The sequence below is a fragment of the Streptomyces sp. NPDC050534 genome (assembly GCF_044457745.1).
Taxonomy (GTDB): domain Bacteria; phylum Actinomycetota; class Actinomycetes; order Streptomycetales; family Streptomycetaceae; genus Streptomyces.
In genome coordinates, this window is record NZ_JBITHF010000001.1 from 414301 (window position 1) to 435818 (window position 21518).

General features: G+C 72.3%; 16 protein-coding genes. 9 read left to right on the forward strand and 7 right to left on the reverse strand.

The genetic code is table 11. The features are described from left to right. On the reverse strand, nucleotides 1-828 hold the full coding sequence (locus tag ACIBN2_RS01890; protein ID WP_399132125.1) for a CoA transferase subunit A: 828 nt from the start codon (nucleotides 826-828) through the stop codon (nucleotides 1-3). A gap of 300 nt (nucleotides 829-1128) precedes the next feature. On the opposite strand from ACIBN2_RS01890, the gene ACIBN2_RS01895 reads away from it, so the two are divergent. From ACIBN2_RS01895 to ACIBN2_RS01920, 6 genes are read left to right on the forward strand one after another with little or no spacing between them, the layout of a single operon-like run. Continuing rightward, nucleotides 1129-2364: a substrate-binding domain-containing protein gene (locus tag ACIBN2_RS01895; RefSeq protein WP_399132126.1), complete on the forward strand. Its 1236-nt coding sequence runs from the start codon at nucleotides 1129-1131 to the stop codon at nucleotides 2362-2364. A 4-nt stretch (nucleotides 2365-2368) separates the two neighbouring features. Then, nucleotides 2369-3181, forward strand: coding sequence for an ABC transporter ATP-binding protein (locus ACIBN2_RS01900; protein WP_399132127.1), 813 nt, complete (start codon nucleotides 2369-2371; stop codon nucleotides 3179-3181). Continuing rightward, nucleotides 3178-3966, forward strand: coding sequence for an ABC transporter ATP-binding protein (locus tag ACIBN2_RS01905; RefSeq protein ID WP_399132128.1), 789 nt, complete (start codon nucleotides 3178-3180; stop codon nucleotides 3964-3966). Before ACIBN2_RS01900 ends, ACIBN2_RS01905 begins: the two co-directional genes overlap by 4 nt. Beyond that, nucleotides 3966-4853: a branched-chain amino acid ABC transporter permease gene (locus ACIBN2_RS01910; RefSeq protein WP_399132129.1), complete on the forward strand. Its 888-nt coding sequence runs from the start codon at nucleotides 3966-3968 to the stop codon at nucleotides 4851-4853. Before ACIBN2_RS01905 ends, ACIBN2_RS01910 begins: the two co-directional genes overlap by 1 nt. Beyond that, nucleotides 4850-5983 carry a branched-chain amino acid ABC transporter permease gene (locus ACIBN2_RS01915; RefSeq protein WP_399132130.1) on the forward strand — a complete coding sequence of 378 codons (1134 nt, stop codon included), beginning with the start codon at nucleotides 4850-4852 and terminating at the stop codon, nucleotides 5981-5983. Before ACIBN2_RS01910 ends, ACIBN2_RS01915 begins: the two co-directional genes overlap by 4 nt. Beyond that, entirely contained in the window at nucleotides 5980-6948 is a 969-nt protein-coding gene (locus ACIBN2_RS01920) for an alpha/beta fold hydrolase (RefSeq protein WP_399132131.1), read from the forward strand. The genes ACIBN2_RS01915 and ACIBN2_RS01920 overlap by 4 nt, the downstream gene beginning before the upstream one ends. Before the next feature lie 33 nt (nucleotides 6949-6981). Here ACIBN2_RS01920 and ACIBN2_RS01925 read toward each other — a convergent pair whose 3' ends face one another. From ACIBN2_RS01925 to ACIBN2_RS01935, 3 genes are all read right to left on the reverse strand, one after another. Further along, on the reverse strand, nucleotides 6982-8937 hold the full coding sequence (locus tag ACIBN2_RS01925; RefSeq protein WP_399132132.1) for a helix-turn-helix domain-containing protein: 1956 nt from the start codon (nucleotides 8935-8937) through the stop codon (nucleotides 6982-6984). Nucleotides 8938-9069: 132 nt separating this feature from the next. Continuing rightward, nucleotides 9070-10467 carry an MFS transporter gene (locus ACIBN2_RS01930; RefSeq protein ID WP_399132133.1) on the reverse strand — a complete coding sequence of 466 codons (1398 nt, stop codon included), beginning with the start codon at nucleotides 10465-10467 and terminating at the stop codon, nucleotides 9070-9072. 112 nt (nucleotides 10468-10579) lie between these two features. Beyond that, nucleotides 10580-11407, reverse strand: a complete 828-nt coding sequence (locus ACIBN2_RS01935) for a 3-hydroxybutyrate dehydrogenase (protein WP_399132134.1) — start codon at nucleotides 11405-11407, stop codon at nucleotides 10580-10582. Between the two features lie 430 nt (nucleotides 11408-11837). Here ACIBN2_RS01935 and ACIBN2_RS01940 point away from each other — a divergent pair, with 430 nt between their 5' ends. Next, the gene (locus ACIBN2_RS01940) at nucleotides 11838-13304 is read left to right on the forward strand and encodes a PHB depolymerase family esterase (RefSeq protein ID WP_399132135.1); all 1467 of its coding nucleotides are present in this window, start codon (nucleotides 11838-11840) and stop codon (nucleotides 13302-13304) included. 168 nt (nucleotides 13305-13472) lie between these two features. Here the strand turns inward: ACIBN2_RS01940 and ACIBN2_RS01945 are convergent, their stop codons facing one another. The 3 genes from ACIBN2_RS01945 to ACIBN2_RS01955 form a co-directional block, all read right to left on the reverse strand. Beyond that, nucleotides 13473-14696 (reverse strand): cytochrome P450, encoded by a 1224-nt coding sequence (locus ACIBN2_RS01945; RefSeq protein WP_399132136.1) that lies wholly within the window; start codon nucleotides 14694-14696, stop codon nucleotides 13473-13475. A 157-nt stretch (nucleotides 14697-14853) separates the two neighbouring features. Continuing rightward, nucleotides 14854-16014 (reverse strand): cytochrome P450, encoded by a 1161-nt coding sequence (locus ACIBN2_RS01950; RefSeq protein ID WP_399132137.1) that lies wholly within the window; start codon nucleotides 16012-16014, stop codon nucleotides 14854-14856. A gap of 198 nt (nucleotides 16015-16212) precedes the next feature. After that, nucleotides 16213-16932, reverse strand: coding sequence for an IclR family transcriptional regulator (locus ACIBN2_RS01955; protein ID WP_399132138.1), 720 nt, complete (start codon nucleotides 16930-16932; stop codon nucleotides 16213-16215). Between the two features lie 258 nt (nucleotides 16933-17190). On the opposite strand from ACIBN2_RS01955, the gene ACIBN2_RS01960 reads away from it, so the two are divergent. Together ACIBN2_RS01960 and ACIBN2_RS01965 are read left to right on the forward strand one after the other, a co-directional pair. Continuing rightward, nucleotides 17191-20133, forward strand: a complete 2943-nt coding sequence (locus ACIBN2_RS01960; RefSeq protein WP_399132139.1) for an AfsR/SARP family transcriptional regulator — start codon at nucleotides 17191-17193, stop codon at nucleotides 20131-20133. A 101-nt stretch (nucleotides 20134-20234) separates the two neighbouring features. Beyond that, on the forward strand, nucleotides 20235-21497 hold the full coding sequence (locus ACIBN2_RS01965) for an MFS transporter (protein WP_399132140.1): 1263 nt from the start codon (nucleotides 20235-20237) through the stop codon (nucleotides 21495-21497). Nucleotides 21498-21518: the final 21 nt, after the last annotated feature.

The following is a 21518-nucleotide window of genomic DNA, read 5'->3' on the forward strand; positions in this document are numbered from 1 at the left end:
TCACTTCTCCTCGGAGTCGGTGCGCGAGACGGCCGTTTCGGCGCCGGTGTGCGGTACGGCTGCTTCCGCACCGGTGCGCGCGGGGCGCACGGTGCGGCGCTCGATGCGCTTGTCCAGCGAGTCGTCGACGGCGATCACGCGGTCCACGTACACGCCCGGCAGATGGACGGCGTCCGGGGGCAGTTCGCCGGGCTCCACGATGCGTTCGGCCTCGACGACGGTCACCCGTCCCGCCATCGCGCACAGCGGGTTGAAGTTGCGTGCCGCCGCGTGGAAGACGCAGTTGCCGTGCCGGTCGGCGACCTCGGCCCGCACCAGGGCGAAGTCGGCCGTGATGGCCTCCTCCAGCAGGTAGCGGCGGCCGCCGAACTCCCTTGTCTCCTTGGGCGGGGAGGCCAGCGCGACGCCGCCGTCGGCGCTGTGGCGCCAGGGCAGGCCCCCCTCCTCGACCTGGGTGCCCACACCCGCCGGAGTGTAGAAGGCGGGGATGCCTGTGCCGCCGGCCCGCAGCCGCTCGGCGAGGGTGCCCTGCGGTGTCAGCTCCACCTCCAGCTCGCCGGCCAGGTACTGGCGGGCGAACTCCTTGTTCTCACCCACGTAGGAGGAGGTCATCCGGGCGATCCGGCCGGTGCGGAGCAGCAGCCCCAGCCCCCAGTCGTCCACACCGCAGTTGTTGGACACCACCCGCAGGCCCGACGCGCTCGTCCCGGCCAGCGCGGCGATCAGCGTCGACGGTATGCCGCACAGGCCGAACCCGCCGACCGCGAGCGTCGCACCGTCGGGGATGTCCGCCACTGCCTGCGCGGCCGCGGCCATCACTTTGTCCATGCCGTTTCCTCTTCCACCGGGGTGTGTTGCCTCTGCCGGCCCGGACCGCCCACCACGTCGCGACCGGAGCCGGGTGCTGCTCACCTTTGCCTGGAGCGGTCGGCACAGGCCATGTGCGTCGGCGCCATGACGGGGCCTCAAAGAACGGTGATTGGCAACATGCCGCCCGTCGTACGGCGCTCCTAGGGTTCCGGCAATCCAGCACCGCGCTCCCGTCGTCCCGTAGTGAACCCGCCGTCCCGGACAAGGCCGGCGGGCCCCGGCGACGGGCGGGCGACACACCGTCAGGAGCCGTTCGTCATGCGTTCTCACCTCACGGACACCTTCAGAAGCAGATCTGTTCGCGCCCTCACCCTGATCGCGGTCGGCGCCCTCGTCGCGGGCTGCTCCTCGGCCGGTACCGCCGGCACCGCGACCGCCGGTTCGGACGGCAAGTCCGCTCCCGTGAAGGTGGGTCTGGTCTACTCCCGCAGCGGACTGCTGGCCGCGTACGGCAAGCAGTACGAGGAAGGCTTCAAGGCCGGCCTGGCCTACGCCACGCACGGCACGAACAAGGCCGGCGGCCACCCGATCCAGGTCACAGAGCAGGACGACGCCGGCGACCCGGCGAAGGCGGTCGCCGCGGCCAAGACCCTCGTCGGCAAGGGCTACAAGATCCTCGCCGGCACCACCGACTCCGGCGTGGCGCTCCAGATGGCGCCGCTGGCCGCGCAGAACAAGGTGCTCTACGTCAGCGGTCCCGCGGCCACCGACGCGGTGACCGGCATCAACGCCTACACCTTCCGCTCGGGTCGGCAGTCCTACCAGGACATCCTCGCCGCGGGAACCCTGCTCGGTGACGCCAAGGGCAGGAAGGTCACCGTGCTCGCCCAGAACTCCGCTTTCGGACAGGCCAACGTGGCGGCGGTGAAGGCCGTCCTCGGCGCGAAGGGCGCGCACGTCGGCTCCGTGCTCGCTCCGCCGAGCGCCACCGACCTCACGCCCTTCGCCCGCCAGACCAGGGCCGGCAAGCCGGACCTGGTGTTCGTGGCCTGGGCCGGCACCACCGCCCCCGCCCTGTGGACCGCGCTGAACCAGCAGGGCGTGCTGGACGCGAGCAAGGTCGTCACCGGCCTCGCGGGCACCGCCTCGTACCCGATCTTCGGCGCGGCCGGTTCCAAGGTCGCCTTCCTCGCGCACTACTTCCCGGGCGCCGGCGGAGGCAACCCCGTGGAGAAGGCCATGCTCGACGGCATCACCAAGGCCGGCGGCACCCCCGACCTGTTCAGCCCGGACGGCTTCACCGCCGCCCAGATGATCGTGCACGCCATCGAGTCCGGCAGTGCCACCGACAGCGCGGCCATGGCCAAGGCGCTGGAGGGCTGGACCTTCGACGGGCCCAAGGGCAAGGAGCAGATCCGCGCGAAGGACCACGCCCTGCTGCAGCCGATGTTCACCGCCAAACTCAAGGGCAGCGGCAGCGCCGCCCGGCCCGAGCCGATCGACAGCATCCCGATGGCAGCCGTCGCACCACCGGCCGCGAAGCCGGCGGGCTGAGCCGATGTCCTCCTCCGACACGACGTCACCGAGCGTCCCTGAGGCCCCGGGCGCCGGGAAGGCCCGCACCTTCCCGGCCCCGGTGCTCCGGCTGCGCGACATCGGCTGGACGGTCGGCGGCGCCACCATCGTCGACTCCGTCTCCTTCGACGTCCGCGAAGGCGAGTTCCTCGCCTTCATCGGCCCCAACGGCGCGGGCAAGACCTCCCTGTTCAACCTGGTCAGCGGGCTCAACCCGGTCTCGCGGGGCGCGATCGAACTGGACGGCCACGACATCACCGCCGAGGCCGCCTACGCCCGGGCCCGGCGCGGCCTCGGGCGCACCTTCCAGACCTCCAGCCTGTGGCCGGGCATGACGGTCGCCGACCACATCAGGCTCGCCGCCCAGGCCGCCGACGGCGGTTCGTACCGGATCTGGCGCCGTGCCGACACCTCCCCGGAGCGGGTCGGCCGGGTGCTGGCCCGCACCCAGCTCACGCACCGCGCGGACACCTGCGCCGAAGCCCTCTCGCACGGCGAGAAACGCAAGCTCGAACTCGCGGTCCTGCTCGTCGGCGAACCCCGGCTGATGCTGCTGGACGAGCCGATGGCGGGCGTGAGCGCCGAGGAGGTGCCCGCGCTGACCGAACTCGTCCGGTCGCTGCACAAGGAAGAGGGACGCACCGTGCTCATGGTCGAGCACCACATGGATGTGCTGCTGGACCTGGCCGACCGGCTGGCCGTGATGCACCACGGCACGCTGCTGGCGCTGGACAGCCCGCAGTCCGTGATGGCCGACCCCACCGTGCAGCAGGCCTACCTCGGGGAGGAGCTGTGACCCCCGCCGCCCCGCCCCTGCTGGCCGTGCGCGACCTGCGGGTCGTGATCGGGGGCAAGCACATCCTGCACGGCGTCGACCTGGAGGTGGCCGCCTCGGGCACCACCGCCGTGCTGGGCCGCAACGGCGCCGGCAAGACGACCACCGTACGCGGCATCCTCGGACTGGTGCCGAGGACCGGCAGCGTGCTGCTGGCCGGCGAGGAGACGGTGCGCCTGGCCACGCACGCCCTGGTGCGCCGGGGCATCGGCTACGCCCCCGAGGACCGCGGCGTCTTCGCCTCCCTCAGCGTGGCCGAGAACCTGCGCCTGGCCGAGCGCCCCGGCGCCGGCGAACCGGCCTACGACCTGGTCCACGAGCTGTTCCCGGAGCTGAAACGGCGCGCCCGCCAGGCCGCCGGCACCCTGTCCGGCGGCCAGCAGCAGATGGTCGCCATCGCCCGGACACTGCTCAACGGCAACCGGCTGATCATCGCCGACGAACCCACCAAGGGACTTGCGCCCAAGGTGGTCACCGAGGTCGCCCAGGTGCTGGAGCGCGCCGCCGAAGCGGTGCCGGTCCTGCTCGTGGAGCAGAACCTCGCCCTGGTCCGCCGCCTCGCCCGCCACTGCGTCGTCCTCGCCGACGGCCGCACCGCACACCAGGGGCCGGCCGCCGACCTCCTCGCCGACGCCGAGGCGGCCCGCCGGCTGCTCGCCGTCGGCAGCACCGCAAGGCCGGCCGCCGGCGCGCCTGTTCGCACCGCGGCGCGCCCCGCCGCCCGGACCACGGAGGCAGACGCCTGATGTCCACCGTCGTGCTGCTCACCTTCACCGGCCTCGGCCTGGGCGCCCTGTACTTCCTGGTCGCCTCCGGCCTGTCGCTCATCTTCGGGCTGATGGACGTACTCAACTTCGCCCACGGCGCCCTGCTCTCCGTCGGCGCCTACGGCACCTGGTGGGCCGCCTCCGGCCACCTGCCCGGTGCCGGACCCGGAGGGGCCGGATTCGCCCTCGCCGTCGTCTTCGGCACCGCCGTGGGCACCGTCGCCGCCGTACTGCTCGAACTCGCCGTGATCCGCCCGCTCTACACCCGCCCCCGCGAGCAGATCCTCGCCACGGTCGGCGTCGGCCTGGCCGTGCCGGCCCTGCTGTCGGCGATCTGGGGGTCCGACGCCCGCCCCTTCCCCGGACCGAAGTCGCTGTCCGGCACCTTCGCCGTGCTGGGCGCCGAAGTGCCGCTGAACCGCCCGGTGCTGATCGGCGCGGCCCTGGTCGTGCTGAGCGCGCTCAAGCTGTTCCTCGGCCGGACCCGGCACGGACTGGTCGTCCGCGCGGGCGTGGAGGACCGGGCGATGGTCACCGCGCTCGGCATCGACGTGCGCAGGGCCTTCACCCTGGTCTTCGCCATCGGCGGTGCGGCGGCGGCCCTCGGGGGTGCCCTCGGCGGTCTCTACTTCGGCTCCGTCGACCCCGAACAGGGCACGTCGCTGCTCATCTTCGCCTTCGTGGTCGTCGTGACGGGCGGCATGGGCTCGCTCACCGGCGCCGCCCTGGCCTCGGTGGCCGTGGGCCTCGTCCAGCAGTTCGCCAACTACTACACCACCGCCGGGCTCGGCGACCTCGCCGTCGTCGTCCTGCTCGCCGCCCTCCTGCTGGTCAGGCCACGAGGGCTCACCGGGAGGCTCGCATGACCACCGCCACCCAGCCGCGCGGCCGGTCCCGCACGGCGGACCACCCCGTCACCACCCGCTCCCAGCGGCTGCGGCGAGCCACCCGCTGGTGGCCCGCCCTGCTGCTGGTGGCCCTGTTCACCGTGCCCTACAGCGCGCTGCCGCTGCCGGGCCTGCTCGACGGGCCGATCGGCGGCCCCGGCAACCTGCAACTGCTGGCCCTGTGCCTGCTCTTCGGCGGCCTGGCCACCGGCTACGACCTGCTGCTCGGCCGCACCGGGCTGCTGTCCTTCGGACATGCCCTGTACTTCGCCGCGGGCACCTACGTCACCAACACGGTGATGCTTCAGGCGGGCCTGCCGTTCGCCGCGTCGGCGCTGCTCGGACTGCTCGCGGGCACGGCGCTGTCCGCCCTGCTGGGCGCGGTCAGCCTCCGCGTCAGCGGCATCGGATTCTCCATGGTCACCCTGGCCTTCGCGCAGGCCGCGTCGATCCTCGTGCAGCGCGATCCCGGCGGTGTCACCGGCGGCGAGGAGGGCAGGGCCGCGCCCGCGGACAAGCTGCCCGCCTCACTGGTCGGCATCGAGCACACCGCCAACCTGTACTGGATCGCCCTGGCCTACCTCGTGGTGGTGCTGGCCGTCGTGCAGTGGGCGGTCCGCTCACCCATCGGCCGGGTCTGGGAGGGCATCAAGGAGAACGAGCGCCGGGTGGAGGTGCTGGGGCTGCGGCCGTACGGCTTCAAGCTGGTCGCCTTCGTCCTGGCCGGCACCCTGGCCGCGCTCGGCGGCATCGTCTACCTGCTGCTGACCGGCGGCGCCACCCCGCAGACGACCACCTCCGACTTCACCCTGTCCCTGCTGGTGATGGTGGTGCTGGGCGGATCGGGCAGCCGGTGGGGCCCCATGGTCGGCGGCATCCTCTACACCTGGGCCGACCACCGGCTCGCCGACCTGGCCGGCTCGGACACCGTCGCCGGTCTGCCCTCCGTGGTCCGTGTGCCGCTCTCGCAGCCGCTGTTCCTGCTCGGCGCGCTGTTCGTCGCGGTGATATACCTGCTGCCCGGCGGCGTGGCGCGGCTGCCGGCCAGGCTGCGCGCCACCCGCACGTCCCACGCCGCCACCGACCGCGAGGAGGCTCTCGCCTCATGAGTACCGCTCCGCAGAACGGCACGACGGCCCGTCAGCACGGAGCCGCACCGGCGCGCGAGGAGTTTCGGGTGCCGGTGCCCGGCGGGGAGTTGGCCGTGTCACGCTGGCCGGCCGACGACCCGGGCGCGCCGGTGGTCCTGGCGCTGCACGGCATCACGGCCAACGGCCTGAGCTGGGTGCGCGTCGCCCACCACCTGGCCGGCCGGGTCACCCTGGTGGCGCCCGACCTGCGCGGCCGGGGCGGCAGCGGGACAGTGCCCGGCCCGTACGGCATCGCGGCCCACGCCGACGACATGGCGGCCGTGGTGGACGCGCTGGGCGTGGGCCGGGTGGTGCTGACCGGCCACTCCATGGGCGCGTTCACCGCGGCCCTGACCGCGGTACGCCACCCGCACCTGCCGACGGGCCTGCTGCTGGTGGACGGCGGCGTGGGCTTCCCCGTTCCGACCGGACTGGATCCCGACGAGCTGATCACGGCGGTGCTCGGCCCGGCCATGCGTCGGCTGTCCATGACGTTCCCGGACCGAGAGGCATACCGCGCGTTCTGGCAGTCGCATCCGGCCTTCGCCGGCTCCTGGTCGCCGTGGGTGGACGACTACGTCCAGCGCGACCTCGTCGGGCAGGAGCCCGAACTGCGCTCGTCCTGCAGCCTGGAGGCGGTCCGCACCGACGGCGTGGACCAACTCGGTGCGCAGGTGTCGGGCGCGGTGCACCAACTGCCCCTCCCGGCCCTGCTGTTGTGGGCACCTCGCGGTCTGATGGACGAGCCGCAGGGCCTGTACGACGAGCAGCGGCTCGCCGCCGCCGGCCTCGATCCCCACATGGTGCGCACCCAACTGGTGCCGGACACCAACCACTACAGCATCCTCATCGGCGACGAGGGCGCCCGGGTCGTGGCAGAGCACCTGCTGGCTGCGGCCGGTGTGGAGGGCAGCGAGGAACATGGCGGTACGGCGTCACGGTGACCCCGAGCCCTCTGGCGCACATCCGCTCGGGCGTCAGACGTCCGACAGCAGGTGCAGGCGCAGGGCGAGTTGGAGTTCCAGCGTCTGTTCGGGGGTGTTCCAGTCGGGGCCGAGCAGCGCCTGGATGCGGTCCAGGCGCTGCACGACCGTGTTCACGTGCACGTGCAGCGCTTCCTTCGCCCGGGTCAGGCTCCCGCCGCAGTCGAAGTAGGCGCGCAGGGTGCGGACCAGCTGGGTGCCGCGCTGGGCGTCGTAGTCCAGCAGCGGTCCCAAAGTGGCGGTGACGAAGCCGTCCACGTCGTGGATGTCACCCAACAGCACGCCCAGAAAGCCCAGTTCGGCGACGCTCGCCCCGTGCCCGTCGCGGCCGAGCACGTGCAGGGCGCGCAGGCAGCGCAGGGCCTCGGCGTGCCCGTCGGCGATGGCCCGCGGTCCGGCGGCCGGTCCGGCGCCGGCCACCGTGACGGGTGCGCCGGTCAGCTGGCCGAGCTGCCCTGCCGCGGCGCGGGCCGCCTCACCCGGACCGGTGCCGTCGCACGGGAGCAGCAGCAGAACGGCGCCCTCGTGCTCGGCGCTGACACCGCCGCACCCGAACAGGTACTGCACGGCGGCGTCCGCGAGCCGTTCCCGGCCCGCCCCGCCGGTCCGGGCGACGAGCAGCAGGTGGGGCCGGTCGAGGTCGAAGCCGAGACGGCGGCCGCGGGCCACCAGGCCGGCCGGGTCGCGATCGGGCGCGGTGAGCAGATCGGTGATCAGATCGCCGCGTACGCGGTTCTCGGTCTCCGCGACCGAACGCCTCAGCAGGAGCAGCAGCGACGTCACGACGCTGCTCCGCTCGAACAGACGCCGGTCGGGACCGTCGAGATCAGGCCGCCCGAACAGCACCAGACAGCCCAGCAGTTCCTGCCCGGCCAGCACCGCGCAGACCCAGCGCCCGTCACGGAACACCGCGTGGGCGGCCGCGCGCGAGCTCTCCGCCGCCGCGACCAGCGCCGCCGCATCCTCCTCCGTGCCGCCGGAGTCCTCCCGCTCCCCGGCGACCGTGCCGCCGTGCCCGGCGACCGAGGTGAGCGGCCACCCGGAGCCGTCGTGGACCGCGACGTCCCCCTTCAGCAGACCGGCCACGGCGGCGGCCACGTCCCGGAGTTCGCCGCCCCGCAGCACCAGATCGGTGAGCCGGTCATGCGATTCCTCGGCACGCTGCATGGCGGCCGAGTGCTCACGGATCACGGCGTTGGCCTCGGCGAGTTCGGCCATCGCGATCCGCGCGTCGGCCATCGACTTGGCGGTGTCGATGGCGATGGCGGCGTGGTCGGCCAGCGAGCACAGGAGGGCGACCTCGTCCGGCGCGAACGTGCGGGGTGTGCGATCCGCGGCGAAGAGCGCGCCGATGACCTGCCCGCCGCTGCCCGACCCCAGCAGCAGCGGCACGCCGAGGATCGCGACCAGGCCCTCGTCCAGGACCCCGGCGTCGATGCTGCCGGTGTGCAGGAAGCGCTCGTCGGTGCGGTAGTCGGGGGAGGCGTAGGGGCGCGCGGTCTGCGCGACCAGACCGCCGAGGCCCTCCCCGAGTTCGAGGCGCAGGTTCTGGAACAGTTCCGACACCGAGCCGTCGGTGACCCGCATAAAGGTGTCGCCCGCCTCCTCGTCGGGCAGCGTGAGGTAGGCCGTGTCGGTCCCCAGGAGCATCCGGGCGCGCCGGACGATGGAGCGCAGCACGGCGTCGAGGTCGCGCAGGGCCGCGAGGTCGCCGGCGGTGTCGAAGAGCGCGGTCAGCTCCGCCTCCCGGCGCCGGTGCTGCCGGAGCGTGGTCTGGACGCGCAGCGCCGCTTCGGCGGCCTGTTCCACCTCTGCGAGGTCCTCGGCGGCGGCCCCGTTGCTCCGGGCCTCGACGGCTACGGCGCCGAGGTCTTCGGCAGGGGCGCCCGCGGCGAGGAGTTCGAGCAGCCGGCGCAGGTGACGGGTGACGGGCGTGGATTCGTGCGGCATGGGCGGGCAACCGTTGCGTAGTCGATGGGCACGGGAATCGGCACACGGCCGAGGAGGGAACGGCCGAGGAGGGCCAGGGCCCGCCCCGAGAGGGAGGACCCTGGCCCTCCGGCCGGGGAGCGGTGTCGGACGTCAGGCGGACGCGGCCGTCTTCTGGTCCGCGGCGGTCCGCGTCGCCGCGCCGTCCGGCTCGATCGCGGCCAGGTCCCTGCCGCGGGTCTCACGGGAGGCGACGACGGCGATCACGGTGATCACGGCGGCCAGCCCGACGTACACGGAGATCGGGGTGGAGTTGCCGTACGAGCTGAGCAGCGCCGTCGCGATCAGCGGGGCCGGGGCGCCCGCCGCCACCGAGGAGAGCTGGGCCCCGATGGAGGCGCCGGTGTAGCGCATCCGGGTGGCGAACAGCTCGGAGAAGAACGCCGCCTGGGGCGCGTACATCGCGCTGTGGAAGATCAGGCCGACGGTGACGGCCAGGACCAGCGCGGGGAACGACTTGGTGTCGAGCAGGGCGAAGAAGGCCCACGACCACACGCCCACGCCGACCGCACCCACCAGGTACACGGGCTTGCGCCCGACCCGGTCGGAGAGCGCTCCGAACAGCGGGATGAGGCAGAACTGCACGGCCGAGCCGATCAGCACCGCGTTCAGCGCCGTCTGCTTGTCGATCCCCAGGTGCTCGACGCAGTAGGCGAGGACGAACGCGGTGATCACGTAGTACGAGATGTTCTCGGCCATGCGTGCGCCCATCGCGACCAGGATGTCCCGCCAGTGGTTGCGCACGACCGCGACGAACGGCAGCTGCTCGCTGCGCTGTTCCGCCTTGCGCCGCTCGGCCTTGGCCAGCGCCTCCTTGAACAACGGGGACTCGTCGACGGACAGCCGGATCCACAGACCGATCATGACCAGCACGGCGGAGAGCAGGAACGGCACCCGCCAGCCCCAGGAGTTGAACGCGTCGTCGCTGAGCACGGTGGTCATCAGGGAGAGGACGCCGACGGCGATCAGGTTGCCGGCCGGTGCGCCGCCCTGCGGCCAGGACGCCCAGAAGCCGCGTCGCTTCGCGTCGCCGTGTTCGGACACCAGCAGCACCGCGCCGCCCCACTCGCCGCCGAGGGCGAAGCCCTGGACGAGGCGCAGGGTGGTCAGCAGCACGGGAGCCGCGACACCGATCGTGTTGTAGCCGGGGACGCAGCCGATCAGGGCGGTGGAGAGACCCATCATCAGCAGGCTGATGACCAGGAGCTTCTTGCGGCCGAGGCGGTCGCCGTAGTGGCCGAAGACCACGGCGCCGATCGGGCGGGCGGCGAAGCCGATCGCGTAGGTGAGGAAGGACAGCAGGGTGCCGGTCAGCGGGTCCGACTCGGGGAAGAACACGCGGCCGAAGACCAGGGCGGCGGCCGAGCCGTAGAGGAAGTAGTCGTACCACTCGATGGTCGTGCCGATCAGGCTGGCAGCGACGATCTTGCGCAGACCGCCCGGGCTTCTGGAGGTACCTGGGTCGTTCACGGCGTTGTGAGCGCTGGACATGGGTGTCACCGTTTTTCGGAGTGAGGAGTGAGCGGAACCGCCGGACCGGCCGCCGCCGGGGGACGAAGGGCAGGAGTCCGGAGGAGTCGGTGCGGACGGGCGAGCCGGGGCCTCAGTGGGCCGTCCAGCCGCCGTCCAGGGGGATCGAGCTGCCGGTGAGGTAACCGGTGCGTCCGGTGCACAGCCACAGCGCCGCCTCGGCGACCTCGGCCGGTTCGATCAGGCGCTTGATGGCGGTGCGTTCCAGGAACACCTGGTCCATCACATCCGCGGCGGAGATGCCGTGGGCGAGCGCCTGGTTGGCGATCTGCTCCTCGACCAGCGGCGTGCGGACGTAGCCGGGGTTGATGCAGTTGCTGGTCACGCCGTGCGCGGCCCCCTCCAGGGCGACCACCTTGCTCAGGCCCTCCAGCGCGTGCTTCGCGGTGACGTACGCCGACTTGTAGGCGCTGGCCCGCAGGCCGTGCACCGAGGAGATGTTGACGACCCTGCCCCAGCCCTGCGCGTACATGTGGGGCAGGGTGCGGCGCAGGATGCGGAACGGCGCCTCGACCATGACCTTCTGGATCAGGGCGAAGCGCTCCGGGGGGAACTCGTGCACCGGGGCGACGTGCTGCAGACCCGCGTTGTTGACCACGATGTCGGCGTCGTCCGGCAGTGCGTCCACGGCGTCGGCCTGGGAGAGGTCGGCCACGACGGCGATGCCGCCGATCGCCTCGGCGACCTCCTTGGCGGCCTCGGCGGCCCGGTCCACCACGTAGACCTCGGCACCGGCCGCGGCGAAGCCCTCGGCGCAGGCCCGGCCGATCCCGCTGGCCGCACCGGTGACCAGAGCCTTGCGGCCGGCGAGGAACCGGCTGGAGGCCAGGCCGGGCCCGGTGGTGTCACCGGGGCCGGGATGCTGGGGCGAGCCCTCGTGGGGGCTCTTGGTGCTGTCCATGGCCGAACACGGTAGGGAGGACCCATGAGGTGAGACACGTGGGTCGTCGACACATTTTCGAGCCGTGACATAGGTGCCGCCACCATGTGCCGACGGCCGGCGGGTGATCCGACAGGTTCTGTTCGCCGGGAACACCCGAGCTGCGCCGGAGCGCGCCGCCCGTCACGTGTCACAGCGCCACCGCCGACACCATGGGTGCGCGAGCCATGCGGGGCTCCGCAGTCCTGGCTGTCCCTCACATGTCGTGGGCCGGCCGGCCGGTCGTACTGTCCGCTTCCAGCAAGCCGGTACGACGGCGGACCGGGCGCGGCCAGGTGCCGTGCCGGCCGGCCGATGCGACGGGCGCGGGCCGCGCCGGGCGGGGTGGGACCGCCGGGCGGCGCTCCGTGCCCGCGCTTCCCCTCCCCCCTCCACCCCACGGAGTCGCACTATGCATCGCTCCACCTGGCGCAGATTCTTCCGGCGCACCGCACTGGCGGCCGCAGTGGGCGCCTTCATCGCAGGCCTGACCGTCGTCACCCCCCTCGCCCCGAGCGCGGCGGCCGCCGGCACCCTCCAGCAGGTCACCAGCTTCGGCTCGAATCCCGGCAACCTGGCCATGTACGAGTACGCACCGTCCAACCTGCCCGCCGGCGCACCGCTGGTCGTGGCCCTGCACGGGTGCACGCAGTCGGCGAGCGACTACCACGCGAACTCCGGCTGGCAGAAGTTCGCCGACCAGTGGGGCTTCGCCGTGGTCTACCCGCAGACCAGCTCGGCCAACAACAGCCTGTCCTGCTTCAGCTGGTTCGACTCGACCAAGGACACCCGGGGCAGGGGCGAGGCCGCCTCGGTCATGCAGATGGTCGACACCGCCGTCGCGCAGTACGGCTCGGACCGCGGCCGCATCTTCGTCACCGGACTGTCCGCCGGCGGCGGCATGACCGCGGACCTCCTCGCCGACTACCCGGACGTGTTCGCCGGCGGCTCCGTCGACTCGGGCATCCCCGCGCAGTGCGCCACCACCCAGAGCGCCGCCTCCGGCTGCCAGTACAGCAACCAGAACCTCACTCCGAAGGCGTGGGGCGACAAGGTCCGCAACTCCGATCCGGGGTACTCGGGCCCGTGGCCGCGCGTCGCCATCTGGCAGGGCAGCTCCGACACCACCGTCACCCCGGTCAACGGCACCGAACTGCGGGACCAGTGGACCGACGTCTGGGGCATCGGCCAGACGGCCTCCAGCACCCAGAACCTCACCGGCGGCACCACCGAGAGCATCTACAACGACTCCGCAGGCAAGCCCGCGGTCGCCCTGTTCTCGGTCTCCGGCATGGCGCACGGCCTCGCCGTGAACCCCGGCTCGGGCGCGGACCAGTGCGGCACCACCGGCACCTACTACCTCAACTACATCTGCTCCAGCTACCACACCGCGAAGTTCTGGGGTCTGGACGGCAGCGGCGGCCAGGGCGGAACCGGTTCCCTGCCCTCCCCGTCCGGCCTCACGGTGACCGGCACCACCGACACCAGCGCCTCACTGTCCTGGAGCTCCGTCAGCGGCGCCGCCTCGTACAACGTCTACCGCAACGGGACGAAGACCGGCTCCGCGACGGGCACCACGTACACGGACACCGGTCTGACCGTCGGCACCTCGTACAGCTACACCGTCGCCGCGGTCGACTCCTCCGGCGCCGTCGGCACCTCGTCCGCCTCGGTCACGGCGACGACGACAGGCTCCGCACCCAAGTGCTACACCGACAACAACTACAACCAGGTCGTGGCCGGACGCGCCCACCAGAGCGGCGGCTACACCTACGCCAACGGCTCCAACCAGAACATGGGCCTCTACAACGTCGCCATCACCCACACCCTGAAGGAGACTTCCACGGGCTACTTCGTCATCGCCGACTCGGGCTGCTGAGGCGGCGGCAGCCACCACGCCTGCGCCGGGCCGCCCCAGCCGGCGCAGGCGCGCCGGGGCAGGTTCGCCGTTCGCGCATGAATTCGACTGTGCACACCCGTGTGACAAGGGCTTTCCAAGATCGTTCGGCTGCTGGCTTCCGCCTCGTCAGCTTTGACGAAAGCGTGGTCAGCGGAGCGTCAGTCGCCCCCGGAACTTCTCCGGCACCGGTGCGAAGCGCAGAGCCATCGTGATCCGGTCCGGGTGCTGCACGCTCAGGCGGTAGCGGGTGCACAACAGGTGGCACAGGGCCATCAGTTGGAAAGTCCCCATGTTCGCGCCGATGCACTTCTTCGGCGCCCAGCCGAAGGGCACGTAGCAGGTGCGGTCCTTCGGGCCGTGCGGGGCGCCGGCGAGGAAACGGTCCGGGTCGAAGACGTCGGGTTGTTTCCAGACGCGTTCGTCGCGGTGGATCAGGTGGGGGCTCAGCAGGTACCACTGGCCCGGGTCCAGGCGGGTGTTGCCCAGGTCGAAGCCGAATTTCGAGCGCCGGACCAGCAGCAGTGGCGGGCTCCACATGCGCAGCACCTCCTTCACGAAACGGTGCGTCGCCGGGGCCGCGGTGGTGGGCCTGGTGCGGAACTCGACCGGGTCCACGGCGTTCAGCTCTTCGCTCAGCCGCTGCTGCCAGTCGGGGTTGCGGACGAACTCGTAGAGCAGGCTCGCCGCGGCCGTGCCGGGCGGACCTCCGATGGCGGTCAGGACCGCGGTCACCACGTCGAGGGCGCGGTCCATGCCGAGTTCGGGGAGCAGGTCCACGAACGGGTCGGCCAGGTCCGCCTCACGCCTGCGCCGACCGCTCGCGCGCTGCCGCAGCACCCGCCGCACCACGAGTCCCGAGCGCATCTGCACGGAGATGAAGCGCAGGTGGTGCCATGTGCTGCCGGGATCGGGCGACACCAGCCGCAGCAGCTTCATCTCCAGGTCACGGCGCACCAGTTCGGCCTCGGCGGAGGTGAGGCCGGTCAGTGCGACGGGCAGCAGCGACCGTAGCGTCACGTCCTGCATGAGCATCGTCAGGTCGACGTCCTCCCCGACCCGCGCGTCCATGATCCGCTCCATGCGGTCGGCCAGCGCGCCGTGGTGTTCGGCTGTCGCGAGGGCGTGCATCTGGGTCATCCAGGCGGAACGGATCCTGCTCCACCGCATCTCGGCGCTGCGTCGCCGGAGCACCATGTCGACGAGGCGGTCGTGCATGACGAACCGCTGCCAGTTGGTGGCGCTGACCCGGCGCGCGGCCTCCGGCTCGAACACGCCGAGCCGCTGGTCGTCGACCCAGAAGATCCCGTCCTCGCGCGCACTGCGCATCCGCATGAACCGCAGGAAGTCCTCGGGGTGTTGCGGGGTGGTCATCGTTCGCGTTCCCCTCCTGGGGCGCGGGGAGCCGACCGTCCGGCGCCTCCCCGCGCAGGGCCGGTCAGATGTGGTGGTACAGGTACCAGAAGTACTCGTACTGGCCTCGGATGTTGAGGACCGACTTCGCCTTGAGATACAGCGCGCGCATGCGGGTTCACCTCCTTCCGGGGCAGCCGTCGTTCGGGCTCAGCACCGCGGTGAACCGCGGCGGAGCCAGCGCCGGACCCACCTGGGGCCCACCGCCGTCATGGGTGACCGACACACGCCAGGCACGGGAAAGGAGTGCTACGAGGTCCTCCAGCAGGCGTACGGTGACGGTCGCGCCGGCGCAGGTGTGCGGCCCGAGCCCGAACGGCAGGTAGGCGCCGTCGGGCACGCCCTCCGCCCAGCGCTGCGGCACGAACTCGTCCGGCCGCTCCCAGTGGCCGGGGTGCCGGTGCACCAGATAGCTGCACACCATCAGCCGGTCCCGCGGCGTCACCCGCGTCCCGCCCAGCTCCTGCTCCCGGTTCGGCGTGCGGGCGAACAGCCACGCCACCGGCCACAGCCGCAGAGCCTCCCGTACCGTCCAACTCGGCTCGCTGGCAGCGGAGTTCGGGTGAGTTCCCAACAGGTAGAGCGACCAGGCCAGTGCGAAGCCGATCGAGCCGACCGTGGCGAAGAGGAAGGAGAGGTAGACCTCGACGAGATCCCCGGGGTCCGTCGCCGGGTCGCTCTCGTAGACGACGACGTCGACGAGGTCGCGCGGCTCGGAGGGGCCACCGCGCGACCTCTGGTCCTCCCGCCGGGCGCTCATCTCCGTGCGCAGGGCCAGCAGCGCGCGACGGCGGAAGAGCAGTCGGGACGGGAGCGAGTGGCGCCGTCGTGCACCCGCGAGCACCGCGCGGGCGACGATGGCCTCGACGGTCCGGTGCAGGTGGGCGGGCGCGTCCGGGCGCAGCAGCACATCGCGCAGGTGCCGCAGGACGAGCAGGTTGCCGGCGTCCGGCCATTCGCTGCGCGGGGCGAGCCGCTCGGCGACCAGCCGGGGCAAGTCCTCGCGTCGTGCGTCGACATGACGCCATATCAGTCCTCGGGCCGCGCGGCCGATGGCGACCTGCGCGGAACGCGGCCCGAAGACGCCGTGCCGGTTCTGGTAGAAGTCGGACGTGTCCGCGACGGCGTCGTGCCGGTTGCCCATCACCGCCCGGGCCGCCTCGGGATTGGCCACGCACACCCCTCCCATGGCCGAGCGCCACACGTCGCGCGTGCCGTCGAACTCGGCCTGCAGCAGGGCCAATGGGCCGTTCATCGCGTGTGCCCGTGACGACTCCATGAGGCCCTCCGGAGGCGGTTGTCGCGCAGATCGCGGTCCTGGCCAGGATCGCGGGGGAGTCGGCGTCCCGTGCGGTGCGCGTGGCGCTTCGGCCGACGGACCCAGCCTGCTGAGCGGCCGTCGCCCTGTCGCGTGCTGTGCCGCTGAGCGGAACGGCGAAGCGCCGCCGCCGGCCGCGGTGGCGGATCGGCCCTGACGTCACCGTCGGCGCCCCAGCCCCGCCGTGATCGCCGACGCCGCGCGCCGGGCCGTGTCGGCGAGGCGCTCCAGGCGGTGGTCCGGGTCCGTCAGGACGCTCAGGGCCGCGACCGGGGTGCCGTCGGCCGCGTACACGGGTACGGCGGCGCAGCACACCCCCTCCAGGACCTCCTCCCGGTCGTAGGCGGCCCCGCGCTCCCGGATGCACAGGGCCTCGTCCGGCCAGGTCCGGGGCAGTGGGCCGAGGGGCAGACGAGGGTCGGCCCAGGCGGCCAGGAGTTTCCCGGAGGCCGTGTGCCACGGCCAGATCTGCCGGCCGTCGGGCAGCGGGAACGGCTGGTCCGCGGGTGTCGTCCAGTCGAGGATCAGCGTCTGGCCCTGGTGCAGTACGGACAGGGCGACCGTCGTGCCGGTCGCGGCCGCCAGCCGCCGCATGGGCCGCTGTACGGCCGAGCGCAGGCCCGGGTGCGGCTGCCAGCCGTGGCCCAGGCGGAACATGCCCCCTCCGATGCGGTAGTGGCCGGCACTGCGTTCGACGGCCCCCAGTTCCACGAGTTGGTCGAGCAGCCGGTACGCGGTCGTCTTGGGCAGACCGCACGCCGAGGCCAGCGAGGTCACGCCCGCGTGTTCCTCCTGATGCAGGGCGTTCAGCAGGGCGAAGGCGCCCTCCAGGACGCTGCGTCCGGCCGTCGCGGACAGCCCCGCGTCCGGGCCGGTCAACGGTGACGAGTCCAGTGGTCCCCTCTGCTGAGGCGCCGAGGCCGTCGCAGTCGCCGTGTTCGTTCGATGCACGTGTCAACCCCCGTGTTCACGTGTGAGCCGCGTGTGGTCGGTGCGCGGATCGCGGCGCCGCGCCGCGATGACGGCGCGTGCGCTGTTCGCCTCAGCGTGAAGTCCGGGGGTGGGTCGAGATTTTGCCGAAAGCTTGTCGCCCTGCTCGCGCATATGCGACGACTGTGGAGGAGATGTGAACGGGGGATGGGTGCGATGCTACGGCTGTGTCTGTCGGGACCTGTGGAAGTCCTGGTACGGGAAGCGCCGATCGATCTGGGTCCGCCCCAACGTAGAGCCGTACTGGCCGCGTTGGCCGTGGACACCGGCCGGCCCGTGTCGGTCGAGGTACTCATCGACCGGATCTGGGGCGCCGACCCGCCGGAGGGCGCGCGCCGTGCCCTGTACGCGCACATCGCGCGCATCCGGCGCCTCGCCGAGCGCCTGGACGACGGCGGTGACGGACGATTACCGGTGCTGCGCCGCTCCGGCGGCTACCAGCTCGACCTCGACCCCGACCGGGTCGATCTGCACCGCTTCCAGCGCCTGGCGGTCCAGGCCCGCGACAGCGCACGGCCCGACCGCACCCGCGTCGCGCTGCTGCGCGAGGCGCTCGGACTGTGGCGCGGCGAGCCCTTCGCCGGTCTGACCGGGACCTGGCCCGCCCGGATGCGCGAGACCTGGCGCCGCCAGCGCGTCGAAGCCGCCGTACGGCTGGCGGACATGGAGATCAACGGCGGTGATCCGGCCGCCGTCGTCGGTGAGTTGACCGACCTGCTGGGGGAGTACCCGCTGACGGAACCCCTGGCGGAGGCGCTCATGCGGGCCCTGCACGCGACCGGCGACAGCGGTGAGGCCCTGCGCTGCTACGCCCAGACCAGGCGGCGCCTGGTGGAGGAACTCGGCACGGAACCCGGGCGCCGGATGTGGGAGCTGCACCAGGAGATCCTCCGGGAGCGCCCCGCGGAACACGCACACGCACGTGAACACGAGGCTGCCCCCACAACCCCCACGACACCAACGCCCGCCCCGCCGGCGCCCGGCCCCGAGGCTCCCCCTCCGGGCCCACCGATACCGTCAATACCAGGGATACCACCGATACCGCCACCGTCCCTCACCGCACCCGTCACCTCGCACACCACCCCCGCCCAACTCCCAGCAGGCACACCGGGCTTCACCGGCCGCATCGACGAACTCGGCCGCCTGGACGCCTTGCTGGCGGACGTCGCGCAGCGCCCCGCGGCCGTCGTCGTGTCGGCGCTGTCGGGCATGGGCGGCGTGGGCAAGACCGCGGTGGCGGTGCACTGGGCACGCCACAGGCGCTCGGCCTTCCCGGACGGGCAGCTGTATGTGAACCTGCGCGGCTTCGACCCGAGCGGCGCTCCCCTCCCGCCGGACCGCGCCGTACGCGGCTTCCTCGACGCGCTCGGGGTGCCCGCCACCCGCGTACCGGAGTCGCTGGACGCACAAGTGGGCCTGTACCGCAGCCTGTTGAGCGGCCGCCGGGTCCTGGTCGTGCTCGACAACGCCCGTGACGCCGATCAGGTGCGGCCGCTGCTGCCCGCGGCGGCGGGCTGTCTGGCGCTGGTGACCAGCCGCAGCCCGCTGACCGGGCTCGCCGTCGCGGAGGGGGCGCAGCTGCTCGCCCTCGACCTGCTCGGCGCGGAGGAGTGCCGCGACATGCTCGCCGCCCGCCTCGGTGCCGCCCGGGTGGCGGCCGAGGCCGCGGCGGTGGACGAGATCGTGGTGCGCTGTGCCGGGCTGCCGCTCGCGCTCGGTGTGGTCGCCGCCCGCGCAGCCGCCCGCCCCGCCGAGCCGCTGGCCGTCTTCGCGGACGAACTGCGCACCGCCGAGCGCATCCTGGACCCGCTGGACACCGGCGATCCGGCCACGGCGGTACGCACGGTCTTCCACTGGTCGTACCGGACACTCAGCCGCGAGGCGGCACGCCTGTTCCGGTTCCTGGGTCTGCACCCCGGCCCGGACGCCGACCTGGCGTCCCTCGCCGCACTCGCCGGCGTGTGCGTGACCCAAGTGCCGGAGCAGGTGCGGGAACTGACCGCCGCCCACCTTCTGATCGAGCACGTGCCCGGCCGCTACACCTGCCACGACCTGCTGCGCGCCTATGCGGTCGAACTGACCGCCGAGCACGACACCACCGCAGCGGTGCGGGCCGCGACCCGCCGCGTCCTGGACCACTACCTGCACACGGCGTACGCGGCCGACGCCCTGCTGACCCGCCGCCACCACCCGATGCGGCTGGCCCCGGCGGAGCCGGGCGCGCTGCCCCGCCAACTCGGCGACTACGACGCGGCGTTGGCGTGGCTGATCACCGAACAGCCCGTCCTGCTGTCCGCCGTGGAGCGGCCGCCTGCCGGATTCGAGGCGTACACCTGGCAGTTCGCCGCGACTCTGACCACGTTCCTGGAGCGCCAGGGCAACTGGCAGGCCCTCACCGACGTCCACACCGCCGCCCTGCGCGCGGCCTCGCACCAGGGGGACCTGGCCGGGCAGGCGGCCGGCCACCGCGGTCTGGGGCTCGCCCGCTTCCAGCTGCGCGACCCGCAGGGCGCCCGCCATCACTTCACCCGCGCCCTCGACCTGTTCGAACAGCTGGACAACCATGCCGGTCAGGCCCGCACCTGCCAGAACCTGGCCAAGATGGCCTGGGCGCACGGCGCGACCCGCGAGGCACTGCACCACTCGCGCCGCGCACTGGAGCACTTCCTGCTCGCCCACGACCGCGGCGGTCAGGCGGTCGCCCTCAACGACCTCGGCTGGTACCTCGCCGAACTCGGCGAACTGCGGCAGGCGCTCGACTACTGCCAACGCGCCCTGCCACTCGTCCAGGCCACCGGCGACCTCAGCGGCCAGGCGCACACCTGGGACAGCCTCGGCTACATCCACCGCCACCTGGGCCGCCACGCCACCGCCGTGGAGTGTTACGACCGCGCCCTGGCCCTGTTCCGCAAGACGGGCGACCGCCGCAGCGAGGCCATCGGGCTGAGCTACCTCGGCGACACCTACGCGGAGGCGGGCGAGCCCGCCTCCGCGCTCGACACGTGGAAGCAGGCCCTGGACCTCTTCGACGAACTCGGCCTGCCGGAGGCCGACATGCTGCGCAACAAGCTCACAACACACGCAAACTGAGTGACGGCTTTAGGTAATTGTGGTGTGCACTTTGCCGGTCTTTGCATTGTCGGCCGCTCCGCCCGCACCTAGCGTGATCTTCGAACCGCGGGAGGACGTGCATGCTGAAGACCGTCCGGGAACAGGCAACTGGGCTCACCAAGGATCAGCGCAACGCCTTCGTCGCCGCCTATCTGGGCTGGGCGATGGACGCCTTCGACTACTTCCTCGTGGTCCTCGTCTACAGCGAGATCGCCGACGACTTCGACGTCTCCCTGACCGACATGGCCTTCCTGACCACCGCGACGCTCATGATGCGCCCGGTCGGTGCCCTGATCTTCGGCATGTGGGCGGACCGCAAGGGCCGCCGCATCCCGCTGATGGTCGACGTGATGTTCTACTCGATCGTCGGCTTCGCCTGCGCCTTCGCCCCCAACTACGCCGTCCTGCTGGTCCTTCGCCTGCTCTACGGCATCGGCATGGGCGGCGAGTGGGGCCTGGGCGCGGCGCTGGCCATGGAGAAGATCCCCGCCGAGCGGCGCGGCTTCTGGTCCGGTCTGCTGCAGAGCGGCTACTCGCTGGGCTATCTGCTGGCCGCCGTGGCGTTCTTCGGTATCGAGCCCACCTTCGGCTGGCGCGGCCTGTTCGCCTTCAGCCTGGTGCCCGCCCTGGTCGCGCTGTGGGTGCGCAGCCGGGTGGAGGAGAGCGAGGTGTGGGAGAAGAGCGTCAAGGCCAACCGCACCCCCGCCTACCAGGTCTTCAAGAACCCGGCGGTACTCAAGCGGTTCGTCTACCTCGTGGCCCTGATGACCGCCTTCAACTGGATGTCCCACGGCACCCAGGACGTCTACCCGACCTTCGTGAAGAAGGGCCTGGGCCTGTCGCCCGACACCTCCATCGCCATCGCGATCGTCTACAACGTCGGCGCCATGATCGGCGGCGCCTTGCTGGGCGCCGCCTCGGAGAAGCTCGGACGCCGCCGCACGATCATGATCGCCGCGGCCGGCGGTCTGGTGATCGTGCCCTTCTTCGCGCTGTCCACGACCGTGGGCTGGCTGATGCTCTCCTCCTTCCTGATGCAGGTGTGCGTCCAGGGAGCATGGGGCGTGATCCCCGCGCACCTGACGGAGATGAGCCCCGACGCGATCCGCGGCTTCTACCCCGGCGTCACCTACCAACTCGGCAACCTGATCGCGGCCCTCAACCTGCCCATCCAGGAAGCCATCGCCGGCCACCACGGCTATCCGGCGGCGATGGCCTGGACCGTGGTGCCCGCCCTGGTCGCGGTGATCGTGCTCAGTGCCGTCGGCAAGGAGGCCAAGGGCATCCGCTTCGGCACCACGGGCGCGCAGGCACCCAGCACGGCGGCGGCCGACTCCGCCTAGCACCCGACACCGACTAGCACC

Bases quoted from the DNA above. Each gene is read 5' to 3' on its own strand.
- ACIBN2_RS01890 (WP_399132125.1), bottom strand. From the start codon at position 828: ATGGACAAAGTGATGGCCGCGGCCGCGCAGGCAGTGGCGGACATCCCC.
- ACIBN2_RS01895 (WP_399132126.1), top strand. From the start codon at position 1,129: ATGCGTTCTCACCTCACGGACACCTTCAGAAGCAGATCTGTTCGCGCC.
- ACIBN2_RS01900 (WP_399132127.1), top strand. From the start codon at position 2,369: ATGTCCTCCTCCGACACGACGTCACCGAGCGTCCCTGAGGCCCCGGGC.
- ACIBN2_RS01910 (WP_399132129.1), top strand. From the start codon at position 3,966: ATGTCCACCGTCGTGCTGCTCACCTTCACCGGCCTCGGCCTGGGCGCC.
- ACIBN2_RS01915 (WP_399132130.1), top strand. From the start codon at position 4,850: ATGACCACCGCCACCCAGCCGCGCGGCCGGTCCCGCACGGCGGACCAC.
- ACIBN2_RS01920 (WP_399132131.1), top strand. From the start codon at position 5,980: ATGAGTACCGCTCCGCAGAACGGCACGACGGCCCGTCAGCACGGAGCC.
- ACIBN2_RS01925 (WP_399132132.1), bottom strand. From the start codon at position 8,937: ATGCCGCACGAATCCACGCCCGTCACCCGTCACCTGCGCCGGCTGCTC.
- ACIBN2_RS01930 (WP_399132133.1), bottom strand. From the start codon at position 10,467: ATGTCCAGCGCTCACAACGCCGTGAACGACCCAGGTACCTCCAGAAGC.
- ACIBN2_RS01935 (WP_399132134.1), bottom strand. From the start codon at position 11,407: ATGGACAGCACCAAGAGCCCCCACGAGGGCTCGCCCCAGCATCCCGGC.
- ACIBN2_RS01940 (WP_399132135.1), top strand. From the start codon at position 11,838: ATGCATCGCTCCACCTGGCGCAGATTCTTCCGGCGCACCGCACTGGCG.
- ACIBN2_RS01945 (WP_399132136.1), bottom strand. From the start codon at position 14,696: ATGACCACCCCGCAACACCCCGAGGACTTCCTGCGGTTCATGCGGATG.
- ACIBN2_RS01950 (WP_399132137.1), bottom strand. From the start codon at position 16,014: ATGGAGTCGTCACGGGCACACGCGATGAACGGCCCATTGGCCCTGCTG.
- ACIBN2_RS01960 (WP_399132139.1), top strand. From the start codon at position 17,191: ATGGGTGCGATGCTACGGCTGTGTCTGTCGGGACCTGTGGAAGTCCTG.
- ACIBN2_RS01965 (WP_399132140.1), top strand. From the start codon at position 20,235: ATGCTGAAGACCGTCCGGGAACAGGCAACTGGGCTCACCAAGGATCAG.